Source organism: Streptomyces sp. SID14478 (assembly GCF_010548525.1).
Taxonomy (GTDB): Bacteria; Actinomycetota; Actinomycetes; order Streptomycetales; family Streptomycetaceae; genus Streptomyces.
This window is the reverse complement of sequence record NZ_JAAGMG010001088.1, coordinates 1-1908: the sequence shown is the minus strand read 5'-3', so window position 1 is coordinate 1908 and position 1908 is coordinate 1. Positions and strand designations below refer to the sequence as shown.

Here is a 1908-nt window from a genome sequence, read left to right as displayed (position 1 = left end):
GGCTCGCGGTGGCCGCGCCGCGGGCCAGCGCGTCGAAGTCGACGAGGCCGGTCGCCTCCAGGACCTTGATGTGGTCGAGGACGGTGGTGTTCGCGTCGTCCGCGAGATCCCGGACGAGCGAGTTGCGGGTCGAGGCGCGCACCTGGGCCACCAGGGAGAAGACCTGACCGTGCGCGCCGCGCAGCACGTTGGCGAACCTGCGCTCGTAATCCGCGCCCTTCGCGGCCGTCAACTCCCTTAACCAGCCCTGCTGTTGCGCGTTCGGCTGGTTCGGCAGCTCCAGGTTCAGCTGCGCCGCTACCTCCCGCACCCGCGCGTCCAGGAACGTGTGCCCCTCGACGAGGTGCTCGCCCGCCGTCGCCACCGCCTTGCTCGGCGCCCGCTCCTCGGCCTGCTGGCCGGCGGGCAGCTCCCACAGCCCCGCGAGCCGCACCTTCGTGACGAAGATCCGGTCCGTGGCCGACAGCGGGCCGAATCTGGTCGGCACCGTCTGGGTGTTGAGCGTGTCCAGGCCCGTCCCCGAGCGGTCGGCGTACGACCAGATCGGGAAGACGAGCGCGGCGAGCGTCGCCACGAGCCCCGTGACGACGAGCAGCGTGCCGTTGATGCGGGCCCCGCCGGTCGAGCGGGGGGAGAAGAGCAGTCGCATGGTGCCTCCTGGTGCACCGCCGCACGCTAGTGCGCCCCGGGCACGCACTGCCGGGCATCAGCCACGACTACGTCAACCGCCTTACCGCACGCGGGGGTTGTGCGCTTCGCACGCTCCGCAGGCGACAGTACGGCCGGGACCGCGGTCAGCCCCGCCGCAGCGCGAACCGTGCCGCCCGCAGCGCCCGTGTCACGGGGCGCCCCGCCAGCGGCGCGGGCCCCGAACGCTCCAGCCACCAGTCGGTCAGCTGCTTGCGGGCGAACGGCTCGTCGACGCGCTGCCCGATCAGCAGGTCCTCGGCGAAGTCCAGCGCGTCGCGCCGGTAGCCGCCCGTCATGGGCCGCCGCCCCGCGTACGCCAGGAACGCCGTGCGGTACGCGTCGCGGCCCAGGATGCCGGGGAGCTCGGGCGCCACCTTGGCGACGACGTCGGCCCGCTTGCCCGCCAGGGCCCGGCTCTGCACGGCGAGGCGCACACGGTCGAACCCCTCCGGTGCGGGGGTGCCCGCGACGAGGGAGGAGAGCAGCGCGGCCTGCGCGAGAGCGACCCGCTCCCGCACCGGCTCCTCAAGTGGCACACCGGGGACGGGAGTTGTGGCCGCCGACGGAGAAGGAGCCGGAGCGGGCGTCGCGGCGGCCACGGTCTCCCGGATCGCTGCCACCTCCCGGCCCAACTCCCCTTCGTCGTCGGGGAAGTTCTCGTCACGCTCCAGCAGGACGCCGGGCGGTGTCACGCGGGACGCCAGGTCGGACAGGATGTCGAGGACCGGTCGCGGCACCGGGTGGGCGTGGCTGTCGTGCCAGACGCCGTCCCGCTCGAAACCGCCCGCCACGTGCACGTACGCGATCGCCTCGACCGGCAGTTCGTCCAGCGCCTTCGCCGGATCCTCGCCCCGGTTCACGTGGTTCGTGTGCAGGTTCGCCACGTCGATCAGCAGCCGTACGCCGGTGCGCTCCACCAGTTCGTACAGGAACTGCCCCTCGGACAGCTCCTCGCCGGGCCAGCCGAACAGGGCCGCGATGTTCTCCACGGCCAGCGGCACGGGCAGCGCGTCCTGCGCGATCCGGACGTTCTCGCACAACACGTCGAGCGCGTCGCGGGTGCGCGGCACCGGCAGCAGGTGCCCGGCCTCCAGGAGCGGCGACGCGGTGCGCTCGCCGCCGGCCCTGACGAACGCGATGTGCTCGGTGACCAGCGGAGCGCCCAGCGCCTCGGCGCGCGCGGCGAGGTCCGCGAGCCGCTGCTCGTCCGGTCGCTCG

Annotated in this window: 2 protein-coding genes; both read right to left on the bottom strand. The window is 73.8% G+C overall.

All coding sequences use genetic code 11. From position 1 onward, the window contains the following. On the bottom strand, positions 1-649 hold a 649-nt coding region (locus tag G3I40_RS35420), incomplete at its 3' end, for a DUF4142 domain-containing protein (protein WP_164558945.1). Between the two features lie 145 nt (positions 650-794). Then, positions 795-1908: DUF692 family multinuclear iron-containing protein (locus tag G3I40_RS35415; RefSeq protein ID WP_164558944.1), on the bottom strand; the 1114-nt coding region annotated here is incomplete at its 5' end.